Source organism: Geodermatophilus sp. TF02-6 (assembly GCF_003319115.1).
In the GTDB taxonomy this organism is placed as follows: Bacteria; Actinomycetota; Actinomycetes; order Mycobacteriales; family Geodermatophilaceae; genus Geodermatophilus.
The window spans coordinates 14,988-31,931 of the sequence record NZ_QOHF01000032.1; the positions used below are offsets into that span (position 1 = coordinate 14,988).

15 protein-coding genes are annotated in these 16,944 nt (G+C 75.9%); 11 read left to right on the forward strand and 4 right to left on the reverse strand.

The features are described from left to right. Positions 1-57: 57 nt before the first annotated feature. The 3 genes from DQ238_RS20860 to DQ238_RS20870 all read right to left on the reverse strand — a co-directional run bounded on the left by DQ238_RS20860 (position 58) and on the right by DQ238_RS20870 (position 4,342). On the reverse strand, positions 58-762 hold the full coding sequence (locus tag DQ238_RS20860; RefSeq protein ID WP_113783172.1) for a DUF4230 domain-containing protein: 705 nt from the start codon (positions 760-762) through the stop codon (positions 58-60). A gap of 161 nt (positions 763-923) precedes the next feature. Further along, positions 924-2,999, reverse strand: coding sequence for a glycosyltransferase family 39 protein (locus tag DQ238_RS20865; protein WP_113783173.1), 2,076 nt, complete (start codon positions 2,997-2,999; stop codon positions 924-926). Then, positions 2,996-4,342 (reverse strand): bifunctional glycosyltransferase family 2/GtrA family protein, encoded by a 1,347-nt coding sequence (locus DQ238_RS20870; protein WP_113783174.1) that lies wholly within the window; start codon positions 4,340-4,342, stop codon positions 2,996-2,998. Before DQ238_RS20870 ends, DQ238_RS20865 begins: the two co-directional genes overlap by 4 nt. Positions 4,343-4,446: 104 nt before the next feature. Here DQ238_RS20870 and DQ238_RS20875 point away from each other — a divergent pair, with 104 nt between their 5' ends. The 3 genes from DQ238_RS20875 to DQ238_RS20885 all read left to right on the forward strand — a co-directional run bounded on the left by DQ238_RS20875 (position 4,447) and on the right by DQ238_RS20885 (position 7,385). Then, positions 4,447-5,385 carry an NADP-dependent oxidoreductase gene (locus tag DQ238_RS20875; RefSeq protein ID WP_113783175.1) on the forward strand — a complete coding sequence of 313 codons (939 nt, stop codon included), beginning with the start codon at positions 4,447-4,449 and terminating at the stop codon, positions 5,383-5,385. 82 nt (positions 5,386-5,467) lie between these two features. Beyond that, positions 5,468-5,800 carry an EthD family reductase gene (locus tag DQ238_RS20880; RefSeq protein ID WP_113783176.1) on the forward strand — a complete coding sequence of 111 codons (333 nt, stop codon included), beginning with the start codon at positions 5,468-5,470 and terminating at the stop codon, positions 5,798-5,800. 34 nt (positions 5,801-5,834) lie between these two features. After that, entirely contained in the window at positions 5,835-7,385 is a 1,551-nt protein-coding gene (locus DQ238_RS20885) for an acetolactate synthase large subunit (protein WP_113783177.1), read from the forward strand. A gap of 97 nt (positions 7,386-7,482) precedes the next feature. Here the strand turns inward: DQ238_RS20885 and DQ238_RS20890 are convergent, their stop codons facing one another. Continuing rightward, on the reverse strand, positions 7,483-9,549 hold the full coding sequence (locus tag DQ238_RS20890) for a transglycosylase domain-containing protein (protein ID WP_233496153.1): 2,067 nt from the start codon (positions 9,547-9,549) through the stop codon (positions 7,483-7,485). 359 nt (positions 9,550-9,908) lie between these two features. Between DQ238_RS20890 and DQ238_RS20895 the strand changes: the two genes are divergently transcribed. The 8 genes from DQ238_RS20895 (at position 9,909) to DQ238_RS20930 (ending at position 16,899) form a co-directional block, all read left to right on the forward strand. Beyond that, positions 9,909-10,868, forward strand: coding sequence for an L-lactate dehydrogenase (locus DQ238_RS20895; protein ID WP_113783179.1), 960 nt, complete (start codon positions 9,909-9,911; stop codon positions 10,866-10,868). A gap of 39 nt (positions 10,869-10,907) precedes the next feature. Then, positions 10,908-12,485, forward strand: a complete 1,578-nt coding sequence (locus DQ238_RS20900) for a TrkA C-terminal domain-containing protein (RefSeq protein WP_113783180.1) — start codon at positions 10,908-10,910, stop codon at positions 12,483-12,485. Between the two features lie 157 nt (positions 12,486-12,642). Then, positions 12,643-13,890, forward strand: a complete 1,248-nt coding sequence (locus DQ238_RS20905; protein WP_113783181.1) for a CpaF family protein — start codon at positions 12,643-12,645, stop codon at positions 13,888-13,890. Further along, on the forward strand, positions 13,887-14,750 hold the full coding sequence (locus DQ238_RS20910; protein ID WP_113783182.1) for a type II secretion system F family protein: 864 nt from the start codon (positions 13,887-13,889) through the stop codon (positions 14,748-14,750). The genes DQ238_RS20905 and DQ238_RS20910 overlap by 4 nt, the downstream gene beginning before the upstream one ends. Continuing rightward, positions 14,747-15,688 (forward strand): type II secretion system F family protein, encoded by a 942-nt coding sequence (locus DQ238_RS20915; RefSeq protein ID WP_199506488.1) that lies wholly within the window; start codon positions 14,747-14,749, stop codon positions 15,686-15,688. The genes DQ238_RS20910 and DQ238_RS20915 overlap by 4 nt, the downstream gene beginning before the upstream one ends. 26 nt (positions 15,689-15,714) lie before the next feature. Further along, positions 15,715-15,933: a hypothetical protein gene (locus DQ238_RS20920; RefSeq protein ID WP_113783183.1), complete on the forward strand. Its 219-nt coding sequence runs from the start codon at positions 15,715-15,717 to the stop codon at positions 15,931-15,933. A gap of 157 nt (positions 15,934-16,090) precedes the next feature. Beyond that, on the forward strand, positions 16,091-16,435 hold the full coding sequence (locus DQ238_RS20925) for a TadE/TadG family type IV pilus assembly protein (RefSeq protein ID WP_233496154.1): 345 nt from the start codon (positions 16,091-16,093) through the stop codon (positions 16,433-16,435). Then, on the forward strand, positions 16,432-16,899 hold the full coding sequence (locus DQ238_RS20930) for a hypothetical protein (protein WP_113783184.1): 468 nt from the start codon (positions 16,432-16,434) through the stop codon (positions 16,897-16,899). The genes DQ238_RS20925 and DQ238_RS20930 overlap by 4 nt, the downstream gene beginning before the upstream one ends. Positions 16,900-16,944 lie beyond the last annotated feature (45 nt).

Here is a 16,944-nt window from a genome sequence, read left to right on the forward strand (position 1 = left end):
CCCTTGCCGGGTCCCGCCGCTCGCACGCTCGCGGCGGGACCCGGCAAGGGGGCCGATTCAGCCGGCGCTGCCGGGGGACTCCTCGAACCGGACCTCGACCTCGTCGACGCCGAGGGACTGCGCCAGCGTGGTCAGCATCGCCCGGGTGTTGCCCTCCGCGCGGTCGGCCAGGTCGCTCCCGGCCGCGGCGGCGGCCAGCCGGCGCTCGGCCAGCGCGGTGAGCTCGGCGTCGTCGGCCGCGGGGTCCTCGCCCAGCGCGTCCCCGACCCGGTCGACCAGCCCGCGGTCCCGGTCGAGGACCCGGCTCTCGGCGGGGTCGATCCGCACCTCGTCGATGCGCGGGGCCGGCAGGGTGATGACCGCCGAGCCGCCGTCCGCGGAGAGGGCGACCCGCCCGGCGTCCAGGCCGGTGAAGTCGACGTAGGCGTCAGCGGTGCCGGTGGCCAGGTAGCTGACCCGCTCGCCGCTGATCGCCGCGGGGACGTAGGGGGTGTCGACCTCCCGGTCGACCACGACCTGGAAGGTCCCGGTGGCGGCGTGGTACTCGTGCAGGTCGTCGAGGGCGAGCAGCAGCGGGGTCGTGCTGCGGTCGACGACCTGCGGCTCGAGGGGGTCGCCGGGCAGCCAGTCGCGCACCTGGGCCGCCACCGGGACCAGCACGGCCAGGCCCACCCCCGCGGCGACCAGCCGGCGCGGCGGGCGGCGCCTGCGGCGGGCGGTCGGCTCGACCGACGACGGGCGGTGCTGCGGCAGCGTGGGCATGCGCGACCTCTCGCGAGCGGCGGGCCGGAGGTGCCCCGTGCAGCGACGGGCCCGCCGTGCGCATTCCCGCGGGCCGGCGTGTCGGGGGCCAGACCCGTGCCTCCTCGTGGAACCTGCGTCCCCGGGTGCCCGGTATCCGGGGACGCAGGTCCGGTGGGGGCTCAGCCGGCGGGCTGGGTGAGGTCGTACAGCGTCACGCCGTCGACCGTCGTCGCCGGGAAGTTCTCCGCCACCCAGGTGGCGATCTCCGAGGCGGAGTCGCTGCCGCCGTCGCTGCGCATCCCCATGCCGCCGCCGATGAACCAGTGGATCTGCCCGTCGGCGACGTACTGCTGGAACTGCGCGAGGGTGGGTGAGGGGTCGCTGCCGTTGAAGCCGCCGATCGGCATCACCGGCAGCTCGGTGGCCAGCTGGTAGCCGGCCGCGTCGTTGGACCCGACGGCGGCCGCGACCCAGGTGTAGGACGACGCGTCCTGCGACAGGACCGTCGAGACCTCCTCGCTGACCTCGCGGGCGTCGAGCAGGCCGCCCGCGCCGCCGCGCGTCCCGGCGGCACCGGGACCGCCGGTGGTCCCGCCCGCGCCGCCCGTCGACCCGCCGGTCGGGGCCTGCGCGGTGGCCCCGCCGCCGGGCAGGCCGGCGGGCGGCTGCCCGTCCGGGGCGCGGCCGCCGAAGGCCGCACCCCCCGGGCCGACGCCGGGACCGCCGAAGCCGGTCGTGGCGACCGTGGGGCCGGCGGACGGGATCGAGCCGGTGTGCGGCGTCGCGGCCGTCTGCACCGCGTAGGCAGCCGGCCCGCCCAGCCCGGCCAGCACCGTTCCCGCCAGCAGCGCGGCCGCGGCGCGGCGGCCCACCCGGTCGACCACCAGCAGCCCGGCCGCAGCGAGCACCCCGACGACGAGGACGGCCCACCTCAGCCAGGGCAGGAAGTCGGCGGACCGGGCCAGCAGCACCCACGACCACACGGCGGTGCCGGCCAGGGTCGCGGCGAGGACGGCGCGCGCCCCGGCGCGGTCCCGGCGCTGCCAGAGCAGCCCGCCGCCGATGCCGACCAGCGCGGCGACCGCCGGGGCCAGCGCCACGGTGTAGTACGCGTGGAAGATGCCGGCCATCAGGCTGAAGGTCAGCCCGGTGACGAGCAGCCAGCCGCCCCAGAGGAGCAGCGCGGCCCGGCGCCGGTCGGTGCGCGGAGCCCGGCCGACGGCGACCAGCCCGGCGACCAGCAGCACCAGCGCGGCCGGCAGCAGCCAGGCGACCTGGCCGCCGATCTCGGCGCCGAACAGCCGGCTCAGGCCGGTCTGGCCCCAGCCCGTGCCGCCGCCGACGCTGCCGGTCTCGTCCCCGGTGAGCCGGCCCAGGCCGTTGTAGCCCCAGATGAGCTCCCACACCGAGTCGGTCTGCGAGCCCCCGACGTAGGGCCGCGTCGACGCCGGCACCAGCTCCACGACCGCCACCCACCAGCCGCCGGCGACGACCATCGCCAGCCCGGCGACCAGCAGCTGCCGGATCCGGCGGCCGGGACCGGTCGGCGCGACCACCAGGTACACCAGGGCGAACGCCGGGACGACGAGCAGCGCCTGCAGCATCTTGGTGAGGAACGCGAACCCGACGAGGACGCCGACCAGCGCCAGCCACCGCCCGTTCGCCGTCTCCACGGCGCGGGTCAGCGCGTAGGCGGCGACCGTGAGCAGCAGCACCAGCAGGGCGTCGGGGTTGTCGAACCGGAACACCAGCACCGCGACCGGGGTGAGCGCCGTGGCCGCGCCGGCCAGCAGCCCGGCGCCCGGGCCCGCCACCCGGCGGACGGCGAGGTACAGCACACCCACCGTGGCCACGCCCATCAGCGCCTCGGGCACCAGGAGCGACCACGACGACAGGCCGAACAGCCGCACCGATGCCGCCATGACCCACAGCGCCGCCGGCGGCTTGTCCACGGTGATCGAGTTGGCCGCGTCGGAGGAGCCGTAGAAGAACGCCTCCCAGCTCTGCGAGCCGGCCTGCGCGGCGGCGGCGTAGAAGGCGTTGGCCCACCCCGACGCGCCGAGACCCCACAGGTAGAGCAGCCCGGTGCCGGCGAGCAGGCCGAGCAGCGCCGGGCGCACCCAGCCGGGGTCGCCGTCGCGGCCGTGGACCAGCCGCCGTCCGCGCGAGGGCCGAGCCGGGCGGAGGGTGGCGGCCGTCGCCCCGGCAGGCCCGTTCGACGCGTCGGGCGCAGCGGCGGGCAGGGTCGTGGTCATCGGACGGTCTCCATCTCGAGGACGGCGCTCGCGCCGTCGGCAGGGGTGGGCGTGTCGGCTGGAGAGGCGGGCCGGGGCCGGAAGACCCAGCCCCGGAAGAGGACGAAGCGCAGCAGCGTCGCGGCGGCGTTGGCGGCGACGAGCAGGAGCACCTCCGCCGTCCGGGAGGCGGCCGGGGCGACGGCGTGCAGGACGGCCAGCGAGCCGCCGGTGAGCGCCAGGCCGAGGCCGAAGACGACCAGGCCCTGGGCGTGGTGGACCGCCGCGCCGCCGCTGCCGCGGATGCCGAAGGTGATCCGCCGGTTGGCCGCGGTGTTGGCGACGGCGGTGAGCAGCAGGGCGGTCAGGTTCGCCGCCTGCGCCCCGGTCGCGCCGTGGAGCAGCACGAAGACCAGCAGGTAGGCCAGCGTGGAGAGCACACCGACGACGGCGAAGCGCAGCAGCTGGGCGACCATGCCGGGCGGGACGCCGGGCAGCGGCTGCCGGCCGATCTGGGCGCGCAGCTCGGCCACGGGCAGCCGGCCGGTGGCGAACGCGCGCAGCATCCGGGCGATCCCGGCCAGGTCGCCCTTCGCCGTCGCCACGATGTCGACCCGGCTGTCGGGATCGTCGACCCAGTCCACCGGCACCTCGTGGATGCGCAGCCCGGTCCGCTCGGCGAGCACCAGCAGCTCGGTGTCGAAGAACCAGCCGGTGTCCTCGACCAGGGGCAGCAGCCGGGCGGCGACGTCGGCGCGGATCGCCTTGAAGCCGCACTGCGCGTCCGACAGCGAGGTGCGCAGCGTGCCGCGCAGCAGCAGGTTGTAGCCGCGGCTGATCACCTCGCGCTTGAGGCCGCGGACCACCCGGGAGGAGCGGCACAGCCGGGTGCCGATCGCCAGGTCCGAGTGCCCGCTGACCAGCGGCGCCACCAGGGGCAGCAGCGCGGCCAGGTCGGTGGACAGGTCGACGTCGGTGTAGACCAGCACCGCGGCGTCCGACCGCAGCCAGGCGGTGCGCAGCGCCCGCCCGCGGCCGGGCTCGGGCAGGGCGAGCACCTCGATGCCGGGCAGCTCGGCGGCGACCCGGTGGGCCACCTCGAGGGTGGCGTCGGTGCTGGCGTTCTCCGCGACGGTGATCCGGAAGGGGTAGGGCAGGGCGTCGGTCAGGTGGGCGTGCAGACGGCGCAGGCACGGCTCGAGGTCGACCTCCTCGTCGTGCACCGGGACGACCACGTCGAGGACGGGGACGTCGAGGACGGGGACGTCGAGGCCAGGGACATCGAGGCCAGGGCCATCAGGGCTGGGACGCCCGCGGCCGGTGGGCAGGGCGCGCTCGTGCACCCCGTGCTGGAGCGGTGGCATGCCGTCACGGTCGGCCGCGGATCTGGCGCCGGACCCGGAGGCCACTGAGGGTCTGCTGTGGGGCCGCGGGAACAGTGACGCGCATCACCGGCTTGGGTCGGGACATGAGAGCCGTCGGAGTGACCGAGTTCGGCGGGCCCGAGGCCCTGCGCGTCGTCGACGTCCCGGCCGAGCCGCTGGGCCCGGGGCGGGTCCGGCTGCGGGTCACCGCGGCGGCCGTCAGCCCCACCGACACGCACCTGCGGGAGGGCGCCTACGCGGGGCGCGACCCGGTGCAGGAGTTCCCGTACGTGCCCGGGATGGACGCCGCCGGCGTCCTCACCGAGATCGGCCCCGAGGTGGAGACCGACCTGCAGGGGGGCGACCGGGTGATGGCGGTCGTCGTGCCCTCCGGGGCGCACGGCGCGTACCGAGAGGACCTCGTCGTCCCCGCCGGGTCGGTGGCCCGCTCCCCGGCGGGCAGCACCGACGCCGAGGCCGCGACCCTGCCGATGAACGGCCTCACCGCCCGCCTGGCCCTCGACCTCATGGCGCTGCGACCGGGTCAGGTGCTCGCGGTCACCGGCGCCGCGGGCGCCTTCGGCGGCTACGTCGTCCAGCTGGGCAAGGCCGACGGGCTCACCGTGGTGGCCGACGCGTCGGAGGCCGACGAGCAGCTGGTCCGCGACCTCGGCGCCGACGTCGTGGTCCGCCGCGGGGACGACGTCGCCGACCGCCTCCGCGAGCGGTTCCCCGACGGCGTCGACGGGCTGGCCGACGGCGCGGTGCAGGACGCGCTGGTGCTGCCCGCCGTCAGCGACGGCGGAACGGTGGCCACCGTGCGCGGGTACCGGGGCGACGGGCAGCGCGGGCTGCGCGTGCACCCCGTGCTGGTCCGGCGCTACGCCGAGGAGCAGGCCGCGCTCGACCGGCTGCGGCAGCAGGCCGAGGACGGCGTGCTCACCCTCCGCGTGGCCCGGACCCTCCCCGCCGAGCGGGCCGCCGAGGTGCACCGGCTGCTCGCCGACGGCGGCGTCCGCGGGCGCCTGGTGCTGACGTTCTGAGGTCGCGGGGGGAGCCCCCGGCCTGCCAGGGTGGGGGCACTCCCGGGCGAGCGGGCCCGGGCCGGACGCGGAGGTGCGACAGATGGTGCACAGGCTGGTGGTGAGCTACGGGCAGCCCGACGACCCCGGGGCGTTCGACGCCCACTACCGCGACACGCACGTGCCGCTGGCCACGGCGATGCCCGGCCTGGTCCGCTTCACCGTGGGCCACCCGGTGCCCGTGGACCCCTCCGAGCTGCCGCCCTACCTCGTCGCCGAGCTGGACTTCGCCTCCGAGGAGGACATGGCCCAGGCCTTCGCCTCCCCCGAGGGCGCAGCGGCGGCCGCCGACGTCGGCACCTTCGCCAGCGGTGGGGCGACCATGGTCCACTTCGAGGTGCACGAGGTGCCGGCCGGCACGACCTCCCGGCCGTGACCGCGCTGCCCTCCGGCGCCGCGGGGCGCGGCCGGTGAACGGCGCCCAGGCCCTCCTGCGCACGCTCGTCTCGGCCGGTGTCGACGTCTGCTTCGCCAACCCCGGCACCTCCGAGATGCACTTCGTCGCGGCGCTGGACGACGTCCCGCGGATGCGCGGCGTGCTGACCCTCTTCGAGGGCGTGGCCACCGGCGCGGCCGACGGCTACGCCCGGATGGCCGGCCGGCCCGCGGCCACCCTGCTGCACCTGGGCCCGGGGCTGGCCAACGGCCTGGCCAACCTGCACAACGCCCGCCGCGGGCACGCGCCGGTGCTCAACGTGGTCGGCGACCACGCGCGGTCGCACAAGCGGCTGGACGCGCCGCTGGAGTCCGACGTCGACGCGCTCGCCGGGGCGGTGTCCGGCTGGGTGCGCCGGTCGATGTCCCCGGCCGACGTCGCCGCCGACGCCGCCGAGGCGGTGGCGCAGGCCACCCGCGTCGGGGTGGCCACCCTGGTGCTGCCCGCCGACGTCTCGTGGGAGGACGGCGCCGCACCGGCCGACCCGGTGCCCGTGCGCCCGGCCCCGCAGGTCCCCTCCTCCGTGGTGGCCGACGTGGCCGCCGTGCTCGCGTCGGGGGAGCCGGCGGTGCTCCTCCTGGGCGGCGAGGTGGTGGCCTGCGAGGCGGGGCTGCTGGCCGCCGGCCGGGTCGCCGCGGGCACCGGAGCGCGGCTGCTGGCCGAGACGTTCCCCGCCCGGATGGTGCGCGGCGCCGGCCTGCCCGACCTCGCCAAGCTGCCCTACCCGCCGGAGGTCGCCCTCGCCGCCCTCTCCGGGACGCGGCACCTGGTCCTCGCCGGGGCGAGCGCGCCGGTGCACTTCTTCGCCTACCCGGGGGTGCCCGGCACGCCGGTGCCCGAGGACTGCGCCGTGCACGTGCTCGCAGCAACCGGGGAGGACGGCGTCGCGGCGGTGCAGGCCCTGGCCGAGCTCGCCGCCCCCGGTGCCCGACCGGCGCTGCTCGAACCCGCCCGGCCGCAGCTGCCGAGCGGGGAGCTCACCCCGCGGCGGGTGTCGGCGGTGCTCGGCGCGCTGATGCCCGAGCGGGCGGTCGTGGTCGACGAGGTGATCACCTCGGGCGTGGGCCTGGCCGAGCTGACCGCGGGGGCGCCGCGGCACGACTGGCTGGCGCTGACCGGAGGGGCGATCGGCGACGGGCTGCCCATGGCCGTCGGCGCGGCGGTGGCCTGTCCCGACCGGCCGGTGCTGGCGCTGCAGGCCGACGGCAGCGCCATGTACACCCTCCAGGCGCTGTGGACCATGGCGCGCGAGCAGCTCGACGTCACCGTGGTCGTCTACGACAACGGTTCGTACGCGATCCTGCAGGGGGAGCTGAGCCGGGTCGGGGCCTCCGCGGGCGGCGAGCGGGCCGGGCAGCTGCTCGACCTGGGCGGCCCGGCGCTGGACTTCGTCGCGCTGGCCGGCGGCATGGGGGTGCCCGCGACCCGGGCCACCACCGCCGAGGAGCTGGCCGACCAGCTGCGTGCGGCGTTCGCCGAGCCCGGTCCGCACCTGGTCCACGCGGTGCTGCCGGGACGGCGCTGAACGGCCGGCGGGTCGGCGCGGCTGTCGGGTCGGCGCTGCGCGACCGGTCCGGAGCCGCTCGGGGCCGGCCGCCGGCCGGCCAGGTCAGCGGCCGGTGTCAGTTGGCGGCTTCCTCGTCACCCGCGTCCTCGTCACCCGCGCCGCGGTCGGCTCCCGTGCCGTAGGCAGCAGCCGCGCCGGATGCCGACGGGGGACCGGCGAGGGACGGGTCGGCCGGGGGGAAGGGCGCCGTCGGCTGGCCGGAGAGGACGGGCAGCATGGCGTCGTGCCAGATGGCGGCGCACCTGCCGCTGCCCCCGCCTCCGACGTCCTGGTTCCCCTTGGGGTTGAGCACCATCACGCTGGCGGAGTACTCGGGGGTGTAGCCGATGAAGGAGATGGAGAAGTTGCTCTGCGAGGTCCCGGTCTTGCCGGCGATCTGGTGCCCGGGGACGTAGGCCGCCACACCGGTCTGGCGCGGGTCGGGTCCGGGTTCGACGTCCTTGCGCATCATCTGGGCGAGGGTGTCGGCCACGGCGGGACGGACGGCCTCGGGGGTGCAGGCGTCGCCCGGCACCAGAGGCGAGCCGTCGGCGCCGGCGAGTGGCCGCCCGTCGCGGTCGAGCACCGAGGTGACCGGGGTCGGGTCGCACCGGGTGCCGCTGGCGGCCAGGGTCGAGTAGGCACTGGCCAGGTCCAGCGGGCTGGTCGGCTCCGGGCCGAGGGTGAACGAGCCGCGGTTCTGGGCGATGATCTCGTCGGCCGAGTCGACCGTGAAGTGCATGCCCATCCGCTCGGCGATGCGCACCGGGCCCTCGATGCTGCCCAGCTGGTCCTCGAGGGCGACGAAGTAGGTGTTCGAGGACCGGTAGAGCGCCTGCTCCATGTTCATGGTCCGGATGTCCGCGGCGGCGTAGGCGTGGACGACGTAGGGACGGCCGTTCTCCTTGTAGACGCGGGAGACGTAGGGGTTGCCGGTGGTGATCAGGTGCGAGGCCGGGATGCCGCGGTCCAGCGCGGCGGCGGCGGTGAACACCTTGTAGGTCGAGCCGCCGCCCTGGCTGTGCGCGGTGTTGAGCACGACGGACTCGCACTCGGGACCGCCACACCCGTAGCGGCGGTTGATGCTCATCGCCAGGACGTGCCCGGTCCCGGGTTCCACGGCGGTGTACATGCCGGCCAGCGGGTCGCCCATCGGCACGGTCTTGAGCACCGCCTGGTCGCCGGCGACCTGCATGTCCGGTCGCAGGGTCGTCTGGATGGTCAGGCCGTCGTCCTCCAGCGCGCCCTGGCCGATCCCCAGCCGCTGCTCGAGGTACTGCTGCAGGTACGCGCAGAAGAAGCCGCCCACCACGGCGTCGATGCAGCCGTTCGGTGACCCGGGACTCGGTGCGACGGCCAGCGGCTGGGCGGAGACGCTCGCCAGCTCCCGGTCGGTGATGACCCCCAGGTCGAACATCCGCTGCAGCACCTGGTTGCGCCGGGCCTGCGCGTTCTCCGGGTTGATGATCGGGTTGTCGTTGGCCGGGCTCTGCACCAGGCCGGCCAGCACCGCCGCCTGCGGCAGGGTGAGGTCGGCGGCCTCGACGCTGAAGTACCGCTGGGCGGCGGACTGGATGCCGTAGGCCCCGTTGCCGAAGTACACGGTGTTGAGGTAGCGGGTGAGGATCTCGTCCTTGGAGTGGGTCTCCTCCAGCGCGAGCGCCAGCCGGGCCTCGCGCAGCTTGCGGCCGGGGGTCTGCTCGGTGGCCGCCTGCCGCTCCTCGGGGGTGTCCGCCGTCTGCAGCAGGGTCTGCTTGACCAGCTGCTGGGTCAGCGTCGACCCGCCCTGGCGCACCGAACCCGCCGCGGCGTTGGTCACCAGCGCGCGCAGGGTGCCCTGCACGTCCAGGCCGTGGTGCTGGTAGAACCGCGCGTCCTCGATGGCGACCATGGCCTGCTTCATCACCGGGGCGATCTGCCCACTGGCCACCGGGATGCGGTCGTTGGCGTAGAAGGTGGTGAGCAGCGACCCGTCGGCGGCCAGGACCCGGGTGTTCCCCGGCACGTCGTCGGTCAGTTCGACCGGCAGCGCGGCGGACGCCGGCACCGACGCACGCCCCAGCAGGCCGGCACCGCCGACCCACGGCAGCAGCAGGGCGGCCAGCAGCGCCCCGGCCGTGACCACGGCCAGAGCCAGCCTCACCAGGACGACGGACCGCGGACGCGCCTCGGATGACATCCCAGGCAACGTAGGCCACGCCGCGTCCCGCACGACGGCCCGGCTGGTCACCGGACCCGGATCGACCGTCCACCACGGAGCGGGTCTCACGCTGCGTGAGCACCCGGGTCGGCAGTGCACCGACGGCGCGGCCGTGACGGCGACGGTCCGACCCCCGGGCTCGTCGCCTCACCGGCTGCGTCGCCGCGGAGCGGACCTCCCGGGACTTCCTACCGGTCGAGGGGGACCTTCGGCCCCTGCGAGCGGGGTCCGCGCTCGCGGTGAATGGGACTGCCCGACCGCCCGAGAGCCCGCCTGGACCTGGAGACGCGTGCGTGACTGCCATGACCGAACCCGTCGGGCACCCGACCAAGGTCGCCGTCGTCGGGGCGGGCGCCGTCGGCGCGACCCTCGCCTACGCCTGCCTCATCCGCGGGGTGGCGCACGAGGTCGTGCTCTACGACCTGGACGCGGCCAAGGTCGAGGCCGAGGTCCTGGACCTGCGGCACGGGCTGCAGTTCGTCCCCCGGGCCCAGGTGACCGGAGGCAGCGAGGTGTCGGTCTGCGCCGGGGCCGACGTCGTCGTCGTCACCGCCGGTGCGAAGCAGAAGCCCGGGCAGACCCGGCTGGAGCTCGCCGGCACCAACACGGACATCGTCCGCTCCCTCGTACCCCAGCTGCTGGAGGTCGCGCCCGACGCCGTCCTGGTCATGGTGACCAACCCGGTGGACGTGCTGACCTACGCCGCGCTGCGGGTCTGCGGACTGCCGTCCTCCCGGGTGCTCGGCTCCGGGACGGTCCTCGACTCCTCCCGGCTGCGCGACCTGGTGGCCCGGGAGGTCGGCGTGGCCGTGCAGAGCGTCCACGCCTTCGTCGTCGGGGAGCACGGCGACTCCGAGGTGGCGCTCTGGTCGAGCGCGAGCGTCGGGTCGGTGCCGCTGGACGAGTTCGCGCTGCCCGGGCGCGCTCCGCTCGACGACGCGGCCAAGGCCCGGATCGCCCGCGAGGTGGTGACCGCCGCCGGACGGATCATCGAGGGCAAGGGCGCCACGAACTACGCCATCGGCCTGGCCGGGACCCGCGTGGTCGAGGCGGTGGTCCGCGGCGAGGACCGGGTGCTCCCGGTCACCTCCCTGCTCACCGGGACCGCCGGCCTGGCGGACGTCTGCCTGTCCCTGCCCTCGGTGGTGGGCCGGGGCGGCGTCCGGGCGGTCCTCGACGTCCCGCTCTCCGCAGCGGAGCGGGACGCGCTGCACCGCTCCGCGGACGCCGTCCGCGACGTGGCGCGCTCCCTGGGGATCTGACCGCGCCGCGCACGAGACCGGTCCAGTGCGGAGGTCCGCATGCTCGACGTGCTCGCCGAGAACCCGGTGCTCACGCTCTTCCTCGTCATCGCGCTCGGCTCCGCGGTCGGGCTGATCCCGTTCGGCCCGATCCGCTTCGGGCCGGCCGGCGCCCTCTTCGTCGGTCTGGTGCTCGGCGCTGCCGACGACCGGCTCGGCGCGGACCTGACCCTGGTCCGCACGCTCGGTCTGGCGCTGTTCGTCTACGTCGTCGGCCTCTCGTCGGGCCCGGTGCTCATCCGCACCTTCCGCCGCCAGGCACCGGTGGTGATCGGCTCGGCCGTGGCGCTGCTGGTCCTCGCCGTCGCCACGGTCGCCGGCCGGTTCCTCGACCTCGCCGGCACCTTCCTCGCCGGCACCTTCGCCGGCGCCGGCACGAGCACCGCCGCGCTCGCCGCGGCCACCCAGGCCGCGGGCGGCAGCACCGACCCCGCCGTCGGCTACGCCCTGTCCTACCCGTTCGGGGTGGTGCTGGGAATCCTCGCGATCCACCTCGCCATGCGGCGGCAGCGGGCCACCCCGCGCGACCCGGAGTCCGCGGCAGCGGCCGGGCTGACCGACCTCACCGTCGTCGTCGAGCGCCGCACCAGCCTGGCCGAGGTCCCGGGCGCGGCGACCGGGGAGGTCCGGTTCTCCTTCTGGCGGCACGGGGACACGATCGAGGTCTCCGGCGGTCGCGAGGTCGTCGAGCCGGGCGACCGGCTGGTCGTCATCGGACCGGAGGCCGCGGTGACCCGGGCGGTGGAGTTCCTCGGGTCCCGGGCCGACGAGCACCTCGCCCACGACCGCCGGGACGTCGACTACCGGCGGGTGCTGCTGTCCAACCCGACGCTGGCCGGTCACCGCATCGCCGACCTCGACGTCCCGGGACGCTTCGGCGGGGTGGTCACCCGGGTGCGCCGCGGCGACCTGGACCTGCTGGCCGGTGACGACCTGCACGTGCAGCTGGGCGACCGGCTGCGGGTCGTCGTCCCGCGCCGGCGGATGCGCGAGCTGACCCGCTTCCTCGGCGACACCGAGCGGCAGGTCAGCGAGGTGGACGCGGTCAGCCTCGGGCTGGGGCTCACGCTCGGGTTCCTCGTCGGGCTCATCGCGGTCCCCGTCGGGTCGGTCCGCCTCTCGCTCGGCGTCGCCGCGGGCCCGCTGGTGGTCGGCATCCTGCTCGGCTGGCGGGAGCGGACCGGGCCGATCGTGTGGAGCCTGCCGACCGGCGCGGCCGCCACGCTGCGCCAGATCGGGCTCCTGCTGTTCATGGCCTCGGTCGGGCTGTCCTCCGGTCCGGCCCTGGCCGCGGCGATCACCGAGCCGATCGGCCTCAGGCTCGTCCTCGTCGGGGCGGTGGTGGCCGCGGTCGGACCCGCCGTGATGGCCGCAGTCGCCACCCGGCTGGGGATGAGCCCGGCCCGCACCGGAGGACTGCTCGCCGGGTTCGTCGGCAACCCCGGCCTGCTCGCCTTCGCCAACAGCCGGACCGCCGACGAGCGGGTCACCGAGGGCTACGCCACCCTGTTCGCGGTCGACCAGATCATCAAGGTCCTGCTCGTCCAGGTGATCATCGTGCTGGCCGGCACGGGCTGACCCGTCGGACTCCGCGCGACCGTCGCCGGCGGCGGGTGACACCCGACCGGGTGGCCGTCGGGCGGCGTCGTCCACAGACCGTCGTCGCGGCGCCCCGCGGACGTCCCGGTTCTCCTACTGTCCGTCCGTCCTGACCGGGGGAGACGACGGGGGTGTCGTGCCGACTGCGACCAGCGCGCTGGATGTCGTCGACGGCGAGGTGCGCGAGCTCATCCGCCGCCGCGGGCTGGACCCGTTCACCGACCCGGGGCCGGTGCGGCTGCTGGTGCGCGACGTGGTGGCCGACTACTCCGAGCGGTCGCTGACCTCGGCGCTGCCGCCGATCGGCGACCCGGAGTCGGTCGTGCGCGACGTGCTCGACCGGGTGGCCGGGTTCGGGCCGCTGCAGCGCCACCTCGACGACCCGGAGGTCGAGGAGATCTGGGTCAACGAGCCCGGCCGGGTGTTCGTCGCCCGACGCGGCCGCAGCGAGCTGACCACGACGATCCTGGCCCCGGGCGAGCTGGCCGACCTGGTGGAGCGGATGCTGCGCACCTCGGGTCGGCGCATCGACATGTCGACCCCGTTCGTCGACGCGACGATGCCCGACGGGTCGCGGCTGCACGTGGTCATCCCGGACATCACCCGCCAGCACATGGCGGTCAACATCCGCAAGTTCGTGCTGCAGGCGCACTCCCTCGACGAGCTGGTGGCCCTGGGCACGCTGACCCCGCCGGCCGCCCGGTTCCTGGAGGCCGCGGTGGTGTCGGGGTTGAACATCCTGGTCGCCGGGGGCACCCAGGCCGGCAAGACCACCCTGCTCAACTGCCTGTGCGCCGCCATCCCGGCACGGGAGCGGGTCATCACCTGCGAGGAGGTCTTCGAGCTGCGCGTGCCGCTCCCGGACGTGGTGGCGATGCAGACCCGCCAGCCCAACCTCGAGGGCGCCGGGGAGATCCCGCTGCGCCGGCTGGTGAAGGAGGCGCTGCGGATGCGGCCCTCCCGGATCGTGGTCGGCGAGGTGCGCCAGGAGGAGTGCCTCGACCTGCTCATCGCCCTCAACAGCGGCCTGCCCGGCATGTGCACGCTGCACGCCAACAGCGCCCGCGAGGCGATCGTGAAGATGTGCACCCTGCCGCTGCTGGCGGGGGAGAACATCGGGTTCGGGTTCGTCGTCCCGACGGTGGCCGCCAGCGTCGACCTGGTCGTGCACGTCGGCAGCGACCCGGACGGCCGGCGCCGGGTGCGCGAGATCGTCGCCGTCCCGGGTCGTGCCGAGGACGGCGTCGTCGAGCTGGCCGACGTCTTCACCAGCCGCGACGGCCGGCTGGTCCGGGCGACCGGGTACCCGCCGCACCCCGAGCGCTTCGCCGCCCACGGCTTCGACCTGCCCGCCCTGCTGGACGACGCGCGGGGGATGGCATGAGTCTCGTCGGGGCGCTGCTCGGGCTGGTGCTGGGCGTGGGGGTGCTGCTGGTCTGGCGCAGCGGTCCGCGGGCGCCGCAGCGCCGTCGGGCGGCGCGCGGACCGTCGCGGCGGCAGCAGCGGCTGGCCGCGGCCGGCCTCTCCGGCGTCAACTCCGCGCAGCTGGGCGCCCTGCAGGTGGGGCTCGGGCTGCTGGTGCTGGTGGTCGTCCTGCTCACCACCGGCGCGGTCACGGTGAGCCTGGTGTTCGCCGCGTTCGGGTTCGCGCTGCCCGTCGTCCAGGTGCGCCGGTTGGCCGCCAAGCGCCGGGCGGACCTGCGGGAGGTCTGGCCGGAGGCCGTGGACAACCTCTCCTCCGCCGTGCGGGCCGGGCTGTCGCTGCCCGAGGCGCTGTCGGCGCTGTCCACCCGTGGACCGGAGGTGCTGCGCCCGCCGTTCACCCGCTTCGCCGCGGAGTACCGCTCCAGCGGCCGCTTCGGCGACTGCCTGGACCGGTTGAAGGAGGCTCTCGCCGACCCGGTCGGCGACCGCATCGTCGAGACGCTGCGCGTGGCCCGGGAGGTGGGCGGCAGCGACCTGGGCCGCGTGCTGCGGACGCTGGCCTCCTTCCTCCGCGAGGACGCCCGGGCCCGCGCCGAGCTGGAGACCCGGCAGGGCTGGGTGGTCCAGGCGGCGCGGCTGGCCGTCGCCGCGCCGTGGGTGGTGCTGCTCCTGCTGGCCACCCAGTCGACGACGCTGGCCGCCTACGACTCACCGGTCGGCACCGCGCTGCTGCTCGGCGGCGCCGCGGTCTGCCTGGCGGCCTACCGGCTCATGCTGCGAATCGGCCGGCTGCCGCAGGACGTGCGGGTGCTGCAGTGAGCGCCGGCCTGGCGGGGATGCTGCTCGGCCTGGCCGCGGCGGGCGGCGTCCTGCTCGTGGTCACCTTCGCGCCGCCGTTCCGGTCGGTGCGCCTGGTCGACCGGCTGGCGCCCTACGTGCACGACACCCCGCCGCCGTCCCGGCTGCTGGGCACGGCCACCGAGGCCGGCCTGCTGACCGCCGCGCGGCGGCTGTTCGGCCCGGTGGTCGCCGACGGCGCCCGCGTCGTCGACCGGGTGCTCGGCGGCCGGACGGCGGTGCGCCGCCGGCTCGACGCCCTCGGCGGGGACGCCGGGGTCGAGGACTTCCGCGTCGAGCAGGTGGTGTGGGGCGGCCTCGGCCTGCTGGGCGCGGCGCTGCTCACTGCGGTCGGGTCGCTGCTGGCCGGCGCGCTCAACGTGCTGTCGGTCGCGCTGCTGTGCGTGGCCGGCCTGGTGGGTGGCGTGCTCGGCCGCGACTGGTGGCTGACCCAGCAGGTGCGCCGCCGGGAGGAGCTGTTGCTGGCGGAGTTCCCCGTGGTGGCCGAGCTCCTGGCGCTGGCGGTGACCGCGGGGGAGAGCCCGACCGCGGCGATCGACCGGGTCACCCGGCTCTCCGGCGGCGAGCTGGCCCGCGAGCTGGGCTCCGCGCTCGGCCGGGCCCGCGCCGGGGTGCCACTCGCCGAGGCGTTGCAGCAGGTGGCCGACCGCACCTCGCTGGACCCGCTGGCCCGGTTCGTCGACGGCCTGCTCGTGGCGCTGGAGCGGGGCACCCCGCTGGCCGAGGTGCTGCGTGCGCAGGCGGGCGACGTGCGGGAGGCCGGCAAGCGCCGGCTGCTGGAGGCCGGTGGTCGCAAGGAGATCGCGATGATGGTCCCGGTCGTCTTCCTGGTGCTGCCGGTCACTGTCCTCTTCGCCCTCTTCCCGGGTCTGATCAGCATCGTCTCGCTGGCGCGCTGAGCCGGCGCACAGAGAAAGGAAGGCACATGACGGGTCTCACGGGGGTCTTCACGGGGGTCGTGGCGGCGCTGACCGCACTGGCCGACCGATTGCGCGGGGACGACCCCGAACGGGGCGACGTCCCCGGCTGGGTCATGATCACGGTGATGACGGCGGCCCTGGTGCTGGCCATCCTCGTCCCGTTCCGGGAGGCGATCGTCTCCGCGGTCACCAACGCGCTGTCGTCCGTCACGAGCGGTGGATGAAGGTGGAAGGACCCCTCCACCCCCGCCCCCATGGCCCCGTCTCGAGGCTCGCCCCGAGCTGGCGAGGGGTGAGGAGGACGGGGTCCTTCCACCTGCAGCGAGGCCGTTCCGGCAGCGCGACGGCGAGCGGGGCGGGGCGGTCGTCGAGTTCGTCTTCGTGTCCGTGCTCGTCGTGGTGCTGTTGCTGGCGGTCCTGCAGGTGGCCGTCTACGTGCACACCCGCAACGTGGTGACCGCGAGCGCGCAACAGGGCGCCCGTTACGCGGCCAACGCCGACGTGCCGTCGTCCGCCGGTGCCGACCGCACGGTGGCGATCGTGGCCCGGGCGACGTCGGTGCGGACCGCCGAGGGGCTGGTGTGCCGCTCCGCGGAGGAGGTCGACGCGAGCGGGCTGGCGCTGGTGGTGGTGCGCTGCTCGGGGAGGGTGCCGACGCTGCTGGCCGGGCTGGGCGCCCTGCTGCCGGTCGCGGTCACCGGTCGGGCGGTGGAGGAGGCGGCGTGAGCAGGCTGCGGGCCCGGCTGGGGCGGTTCGACGGCGAGCGCGGCTCGGCGCTGGTCGAGTTCACCTTCATCGCCCTGGTGGTGTTCGTGCCGCTGGTGTACGTGGTGGCCGGCTTCTCGGCGGTGCAGCGCGGGGTGTTCGCCTCGACCGCGGCGGCGCGGGAGGCCGGCCGGGCGATCGGCACCGCTCCGGACCCGGTCACCGGCGCCGCCCGGGCCGAGGTCGCCGCCCGGCTCGCGGTCGAGGACCAGGCGGTCGACGCCACGGACGTGCGGGTGGTCTACGCGCCGGCCGGTGCCGGCTGTGCGGCCGCGGGCGGGTACGCGCCGACGCTGGCGCCGGGGGAGGAGTTCACCGTCTGCGTCACCGTCGTCGTGCGGATTCCGCTGCTGCCGCAGTTCGTCGACGCCAACACCGCCACCGGCGAGTTCGTCGTCGAGCGCGACCGCTACGTCGACGGCTGAGCGGCTGCGGCGCGGACCGAGCCCCGCCGACGGCGGTGCAGGTGC